The organism is Lysobacter enzymogenes, assembly GCF_017168095.1.
Classification (GTDB): Bacteria; Pseudomonadota; Gammaproteobacteria; order Xanthomonadales; family Xanthomonadaceae; genus Lysobacter; species Lysobacter enzymogenes_D.
The window spans coordinates 1-6,643 of sequence record NZ_LXSD01000466.1 but is presented as its reverse complement, the minus strand read 5'-3'; the positions used below and the strand labels follow the sequence as shown (position 1 = coordinate 6,643).

6 protein-coding genes are annotated in these 6,643 nt (G+C 70.3%); 3 read left to right on the top strand and 3 right to left on the bottom strand.

Going from position 1 to position 6,643, the window contains the following annotated elements; translation table 11 throughout:
* Nucleotides 1-277 precede the first annotated feature (277 nt).
* Entirely contained in the window at nucleotides 278-1,294 is a 1,017-nt protein-coding gene (locus tag A7A76_RS19775; RefSeq protein ID WP_206412879.1) for a M28 family peptidase, read from the bottom strand.
* A gap of 170 nt (nucleotides 1,295-1,464) precedes the next feature.
* Between A7A76_RS19775 and A7A76_RS19770 the strand changes: the two genes are divergently transcribed.
* On the top strand, nucleotides 1,465-2,832 hold the full coding sequence (locus A7A76_RS19770; RefSeq protein WP_206412878.1) for a DUF2252 domain-containing protein: 1,368 nt from the start codon (nucleotides 1,465-1,467) through the stop codon (nucleotides 2,830-2,832).
* Nucleotides 2,833-2,969: 137 nt separating this feature from the next.
* Here the strand turns inward: A7A76_RS19770 and A7A76_RS19765 are convergent, their stop codons facing one another.
* Nucleotides 2,970-3,680: a MipA/OmpV family protein gene (locus A7A76_RS19765; protein WP_206412876.1), complete on the bottom strand. Its 711-nt coding sequence runs from the start codon at nucleotides 3,678-3,680 to the stop codon at nucleotides 2,970-2,972.
* A gap of 465 nt (nucleotides 3,681-4,145) precedes the next feature.
* A complete protein-coding gene (locus A7A76_RS19760) occupies nucleotides 4,146-5,045 on the bottom strand; it encodes a LysR family transcriptional regulator (RefSeq protein WP_206412874.1) in 900 nt (299 codons plus the stop codon).
* Nucleotides 5,046-5,151: 106 nt separating this feature from the next.
* On the opposite strand from A7A76_RS19760, the gene A7A76_RS19755 reads away from it, so the two are divergent.
* The gene (locus tag A7A76_RS19755) at nucleotides 5,152-5,994 is read left to right on the top strand and encodes a type 1 glutamine amidotransferase domain-containing protein (protein WP_206412872.1); all 843 of its coding nucleotides are present in this window, start codon (nucleotides 5,152-5,154) and stop codon (nucleotides 5,992-5,994) included.
* Nucleotides 5,995-6,131: 137 nt separating this feature from the next.
* Nucleotides 6,132-6,596, top strand: a complete 465-nt coding sequence (locus A7A76_RS19750) for a carboxymuconolactone decarboxylase family protein (protein ID WP_206412870.1) — start codon at nucleotides 6,132-6,134, stop codon at nucleotides 6,594-6,596.
* Nucleotides 6,597-6,643 lie beyond the last annotated feature (47 nt).

The following is a 6,643-nucleotide window of genomic DNA, read 5'->3' as shown; positions in this document are numbered from 1 at the left end:
GGCGCGGTGAAACCGACTTACGGCGAAACCCACCTGTCGTCATGCCCGCGAAGGCGGGCATCCCGGGCTTCATCGATGCATGACTCTGAAGTCTCTGGATCCCCGCCTGCGCGGGGATGACGGCATGGAGCGGCGCGGTGAAACCGACTTACGGCGAAACCCACCTATCGTCATGCCCGCGAAGGCGGGCATCCAGGGCTTCATCGCGACACGACTCTGAAGTGTCTGGATCCCCGCCCACGCGGGGATGACGACGTCGAAGTGGCGTCGCGCCGCCTCAAGGCCCCGTCGCCACCGCATACGCGCCCTGCACCACCTGTGCCATGCGCGCGTAGTCCAGGGTCTCGAAGGTGTCGTCGGCCTGGTGGTAGCGGCGGCTGCGCAGGAACGCGGTGTCGCCGATCATCAGCGCCGGAAAGCCTTCGCGCCAGTACGACAGGTGATCGGAGAAATCCACGCCCTGCACCAGCAGCGGCGGCGCGTTGATCGAGTGCACCGGCAGCGGCGTGGCGCCGGCCATCGTCGCCTTGACCCGGCGGCTCAGGCCGAAATCGCCCAGGCGTCCGACCACGACGACGAAATCACCGCGGTCCGAATACAGGCGGTGCATGCCGCGCACCGGATAGGTCTGGCTGCCGGGCCGGTCGCTGAAGCGGCCGATCATTTCCAGCGACAGCATGAACTCGACCTCGCGCCCGGATTCGCGCAGGGCGCGCGCGTGCCAGGCGCTGCCCATGTGTTCGCTGCGGAAATGCGGCGGTTCTTCCAGGGTGTAGGCGACCAGTTCGATCGGCTGCGCCGGCGGCGCGCGGCCGAGCATGCGCGCCAGCTCCAGCAGGCCGGCCACGCCGCTGGCGTTGTCGTCGGCGCCGGGCATGTGGGTGCGCGGCGAGTAGCCGAGCGCATCGCCGCTGTCGGCGCCGGTGTCGGCGTAGGAGTCGTAGTGCGCGCCGATCACCCGCAGCGGCCCGCGCTCGGGACCGAAGCGCGCGATCACATTGCGATACGCCTGCCCTTCCACGCTCACCGGCTGGTACTCGACCCGCGCGCCGGCGCGCTCGAACTCGTCGCGCAGCCAGGCCGCGACCCGGTCGAGGTTCTCCGGCCGGTCGTAGCTGCGCGGGTAGAAATCCACCGACAGCCGCTTCACGTCCGCGCGCAGGCGCTCGGCGTCGGCGGCCGGCGGCGCCGAGGGACGCGGGGCCACGCCGGGCTGGACCACCGCGAACACCACCGCGGCCGCGGCGACGGCGAGCACAGCCAGCAACAGCGATAATCGGCGCAACCAGGCCATCGAGGCGTCCTTGTCCCATGCGGATCCAGGCCTCCATGCAACTGCATTTCGCGCCGCCGCGCCAGTCCGCGCCGGCGCCGGCGCCGCGCGCGTTCACGCCGCTGACATATGCCGGTGATCGACTCGGCAACGCCGCCGCGCCCGCGCGGCTTCTGCCAAGGACTGTCCGCATGTCGATCCGCGCCTCGTCGCTCGCCCTCGCTCTCGCCCTGGCCGCCTGCGCCCAGGTTCCCGCCGACGCCGCCAGCGCGCGCGACGGCTGGGTCGTGGAGCAGATCCGCGATCACAATCATCCCTACGCCGCCGGCGCCAAGGACGAGCTCGACACCAAGCTGGCGACCATGGCCGGCGGCCCGTTCGCGTTCTATCGCGGCACCGCGCACCTGTTCTTCCAGGACATGAAGACCCTGCCCGCCTCGGCCTACACCAGCGCCCAGACCGGCTACACCTGGATCGGCGGCGATGCGCATCTGGGCAACTTCGACGCCTCGCGCGACAGCAGCGGCAAGGCGGTGTTCAAGGTCGCCGACTTCGATGAAGGCTATCTCGGCCAGTACGTGTGGGACCTGCGCCGGCTCGCCGCGAGCCTGGTGCTGGCCGGCCGCGACAACGGCCTCAGCGACGCCGCCATCGGCGCCGCGGTGGAGACGCTGGTCGGCGCCTATGTCGACCAGATGGGCGCGTTCAAGGGCAACGACAGCGAAAGCGGCTTCCGCCTGGACAAGGACACCACCACCGGCGTGGTCGACGACACGATCGGCAAGGCCGACGGCAAGAGCCGCGCCAGCCTGCTGTCGAAGTACACCGAACTCGCCGGTTCCGCGCGCCGCTTCCAGTCGCTGTCGAACCTGGTCGCGGTGCCGGCGGCGACCTACAGTGCGGTGACCTCGTCGATGGCCGGCTATGTGTCGTCGATCGCTTCGTCCAAGCGCTATCCGGCCGCGTTCTACACGGTCAAGGACGTGCGCCGCAAACTCGGCTCCGGCGTCGGCAGCCTCGGCCGCGCCCGCTATTACGTGCTGGTGGAAGGCGCGACGTCGGCGACGAGCGACGATGTGATCCTGGAGTTCAAGCAGGAAGCCGACAGCGCGGTGATCGCCGCAGCGCCGGGCCGCATGCCCGTGAGCGCCTACGACAGCCACGAAGGCATGCGCGTGGCGCGCACCGCGAAAGCGCAGGTCGGCAACGCCGAGGTGTTGATCGGCTACGCCAGCGTCGCCGGGGTGCCGTTCTACGTGCACGAGAAGTCGCCGTTCCAGGAGGACTTCGATCCGGCCAAGCTCGACAGCGCGGGCAAGCTCGACACCGCCGCCGGCTATCTCGGCCAGGCGCTGGCCAGCGCGCACGCGCTGGCCGATCAGGATTACGACAGCGCGGTGGTGAGCTACAGCATCGACAAGCAGGTCAGCGAGGCGGTGACCAGCAAGAGCGGGTTGAAGTCGGAGATCCGCGCGTTCGCGTTCGCGTATGCGGCGCAGGTGGAGCTGGATTGGGAAGGGTTTGTGGCGGCTTACAAGGCGGGGACGCCGTTGTATTGAGGGTGCGGGCCCTCATCCGCCCCTTTGGGACACCTTCTCCCGCTAGCGGTAGAAGGAACAGCAAGCCGCTGCGCGCGCTCATAGCCCCTCTCCCGCTTGCGGGAGAGGGGTTGGGGTGAGGGCCGCGCGCCCGCGAATCAGAAACTGCGCACCACCCCAAAGAACGCCTGCGCCACACCGTCGGTGTCCTCGGCGATCAACGGACTGTCCTTGATCTCGTCCGGCAGCAGCTGATAACCGACATTGGCCATGAACCGCCACTTTTCCGCGAACGGCCGCGCCACGGTCACGCCGACGTACGGAATCGTCGCGCTGCCCGGGCGGTAGTCGATAACGCCGCGGCGCACTTCCTTGTCCAAGGTGCCGTAGTAGTAGTTGGCCAGATCCTTCGACAGCACCGTCACCCCGACCGCCGGCGTCAGCAGCCACTGGCCGGCCTGCATCGGGTAGCGATAGCTCGCATCGGCCTGGAAGCCGCCGCTGACGTCGAGGATGTCGGCCTTGACCTCCAGTTGCACTTCGCCGGCGCTGCCGCGCCAGCTCACCGACGCGCCGGCGTCGACGCTGTCGTCGCGGTCGGACAGCAGGTCGCGGTCGATGCCGCGCCGCGCCAGGTCGCGGCGGCCGAAGTCCTTGGCGTCCATCGCATCCAGGCGCCCGCCCAGGAACACGTCGACCACCACGTCCTCGCGCTTGATCAGGTGATAGCCGGCGGTGATGCCGCGGAAGTAGAAGCGCTCGCCCTCGTAGCCGAAGAACGGGATGACCCGGGTGTGGTTGCCTTCGCCGGCGTACAGCTCGGTGCGGCTGCCGGCGGCGACGCCGACGCTCCAGTTCGACGGCGCCATGTCGGCGCGCTCTTCTCCGTCTTTGCGGACTTGGGCGGATACCGCGACGGGAAGCGAAAGCAGCAGCAAGGGAACGATGCGAACGATGCGCATGAAAGGAATGTCCTGATAGTGGGGAGGAAAGGCAGCAGTCGGCCGTCGCGGCGCGCGAACGCGCGCCACGACGCTAACGGCGGGGTTTTAAGAGTTGTTTAATCGCGCCGCCGCCGCGCGTAGCGGTGGCGATGCGTCGGTACGGCCGTGCGGGTACGACGGTGCGGGTGCGGCGATGCGGACCGGGAGGGTCGATGCGCCATCGCCTTCGTCGCGGTGCGCTCGCGGCGCGCGACGCGATGCGGCCGCGCCGGCGTCGCCGCCGTTCGCGACCGCGTTGACGAGATACCCGATGCGATGCGCGCAAATGTGCGCGACTTGTAACCGCGAGACTGGCTACGCAGTTTTTCGCGCGCGACGGATAACTGCCGCTCAGCTTTCGCCGGCGAGCGCGTCGATCAATGCGCGCGACGCCGCCGACAAGCGCCGGTGCGGGGCGTAGATCAGCGAGAACGGCCGCGAGCGGCCGCGCAGATGCGGCAAAGTCTCGACCAGCGTGCCCGCCGCCAAACGCTGCGCAACGACGAAGTCGTAGCTCTGGCACAGGCCCAGGCCGTGCTCGGCCAGCGAGACCACGCCGAGCACGTCGTCGCTCACCTGCAGCGGCGAATCGGGCGTCCAGTCGATGTCGCGCCCGTCCTGGCGGAACTGCCACTGGGCGATGCGGCCGGTGCTGGGCATCTGGAACGGCAGCAGGCTGTGCCCGGCCAGTTCGTCGAGCGTGCGCGGCTCGCCGCGCCGGCGCAGGTAGTCGGGCGAGGCGACCACGCACAGCGCCGCGTCCTCGAGCTTGCGCGCGGCCAGCCCGCTGTCGGGCAGCTGGCCCAGGCGCACGGCCAGGTCGAAGCCCTCGGCGACCAGGTCGACGTTGCGGTTGGCGATATTGAGTTCGACCCGCACCCGCGGATAGCGCTCGGCGAAGCGCCGCAGCAGCGGCGGCAGGCGGTAGTGGCCGTAGGTGGTCGGCACGCTCAGGCGCACGCGGCCGCTGAGTTCGCCGCCCTGGCCCTGGATCGCGCGCTCGGCCTCGTCGATCTGGGCGAACGCGGCGCGCGCCTGCTCCAGGTACAGGCGGCCGGCTTCGGTCAGGCCCTGGCGGCGTGTGGTGCGGCGCAGCAACTGCGCGCCCAGACGCTGCTCCAGCCGCGCCACCGCGCGGCTGACCACCGAGGGCGTGGTCGCCAGCGCCACCGCCGCGGCGGTCAGCGAGCCGTGCTCGACCACGGCGATGAAGGTTTCCACGTCGCCGAGGTGATCGAAGCGGCGGCTCATCTTTGCTCCTGGAGAACAAATCAATTCCCGTTGCGGGATTTTATCGCCGACAAAGCAGGCAATACAGTGCCGGCCATCGTCCCCGTCCTTGCTCAGGAGCCCTGCAATGAAACGTTTCGGCCTCATCGGCGCCGCCCTGGCGCTGGCCCTGTCCTTCGGCAACGCCCAGGCCGCGCATGTGCTGGTGGTGCTGTCCGACTCCGATCGTCTGGAGCTCAAGGACGGCAAGAGCCTGCGCACCGGCTTCTACCTCAACGAGCTGATGCAGCCGGTCAAGGCGCTGCTCGATGCCGGCCACGAGGTCAGCTTCGCCACCCCGCTCGGCCGCGCGCCGAGCCTGGACCGCAGCTCGGTCGATCCGATGTACTTCGGCGGCGACGCGCAGGCGCTGCGCACGCACCAGGCGCTGCTGGACCGGCTGGCGCTGACCGCGCCGGACAAATCGCCGGTGCTGAGCCTGGAGCGGGTGGCGCAGATCGGCTACGACCGTTTCGATGCGGTCTACGTGCCCGGCGGCCACGCGCCGATGCAGGACCTGCTGGCGAGCCCGGCCCTGGGCCGGCTGCTGAGCGACTTCCACGCCAAGGGCAAGACCACCGCGCTGGTCTGCCACGGCCCGATCGCGCTGCTGTCGACCCTGCCCGACGCCGCCGGCTTCGCCGCCGCGCTGGCCGACGGGCGCCGGGTCGCGGCGCCGCCGCAGTGGATCTATCGCGGCTACCGGGTCACCGTCATCAGCGACCGCGAGGAAGAGATCGCCAAGCCGCAGCTCGGCGGCGGGACGATGAAGTTCTACCCGCAGGCCGCGCTGCAGGCCGCCGGCGTGCGCTACCAGAGCAACGCCGAACCGTGGACGCCGCAGGTGGTGAGCGACCGCGAACTGATCACCGGACAGAACCCGGCGTCGGCGCCGGGCGTGGCCGCGGAACTGCTGCGGCGCCTGCGCTGACGCCCCAACGCGCACGAATCCGCGCGGCGATGTCACGTTGCGCCGCGCTGCCCCGTCGAACCGGTACGACCCCGCGCTGCGGCCACCGAACGCAGCGCCGGGGCGACATCCCGTCCCCGACCTACCGGAGTTCCGCCATGACCCTGCAAGCCCGCATGCCCCACCCCGCCCAGCAGTTGCCCGACGCGATGAAGGCGCTGTTCGCGCTCAAGTCGGCGCTCCAGCACCAGGGCGTGGACGAAACCACGCTCGCCCTGGTCGAGCTGCGCGCCAGCCAGATCAACGGCTGCGGCGCCTGCGTCGACATGCACTCGCGCGCCGCGCTGAAGGCCGGCGAAAGCGCCGAGCGCCTGTTCGCGGTCGCGGCCTGGCGCGAGGTGCCGGGCTTCAGCGACGCCGAGCGCGCGGCGCTGGCGCTGACCGAAGCGCTGACCCGGATCAGCGACCGGCCCGAGCCGGTGTCCGACGACGTGTGGAACGAAGCCGCGCGCCATTACGACGAGAAGGCGCTGTCGGCGCTGCTGTTGGCGATCGCCAACATCAATGTGTGGAACCGGCTCAACGTGGCCGTGCGCCAGCCCGCGGGCGCCTGGAAGGCCTGAGCCTGCGCCCGAGCCTCGGGCGCCGCCCGGCCGCGGCGGCGAGGCCC

What these genes read in the sequence shown, in the direction of transcription:
- A7A76_RS19775 (WP_206412879.1), bottom strand. Translation starts at nt 1,294, where the DNA reads ATGGCCTGGTTGCGCCGATTATCGCTGTTGCTGGCTGTGCTCGCCGTC.
- A7A76_RS19770 (WP_206412878.1), top strand. Translation starts at nt 1,465, where the DNA reads ATGTCGATCCGCGCCTCGTCGCTCGCCCTCGCTCTCGCCCTGGCCGCC.
- A7A76_RS19765 (WP_206412876.1), bottom strand. Translation starts at nt 3,680, where the DNA reads ATGGCGCCGTCGAACTGGAGCGTCGGCGTCGCCGCCGGCAGCCGCACC.
- A7A76_RS19760 (WP_206412874.1), bottom strand. Translation starts at nt 5,045, where the DNA reads ATGAGCCGCCGCTTCGATCACCTCGGCGACGTGGAAACCTTCATCGCC.
- A7A76_RS19755 (WP_206412872.1), top strand. Translation starts at nt 5,152, where the DNA reads ATGAAACGTTTCGGCCTCATCGGCGCCGCCCTGGCGCTGGCCCTGTCC.
- A7A76_RS19750 (WP_206412870.1), top strand. Translation starts at nt 6,132, where the DNA reads ATGACCCTGCAAGCCCGCATGCCCCACCCCGCCCAGCAGTTGCCCGAC.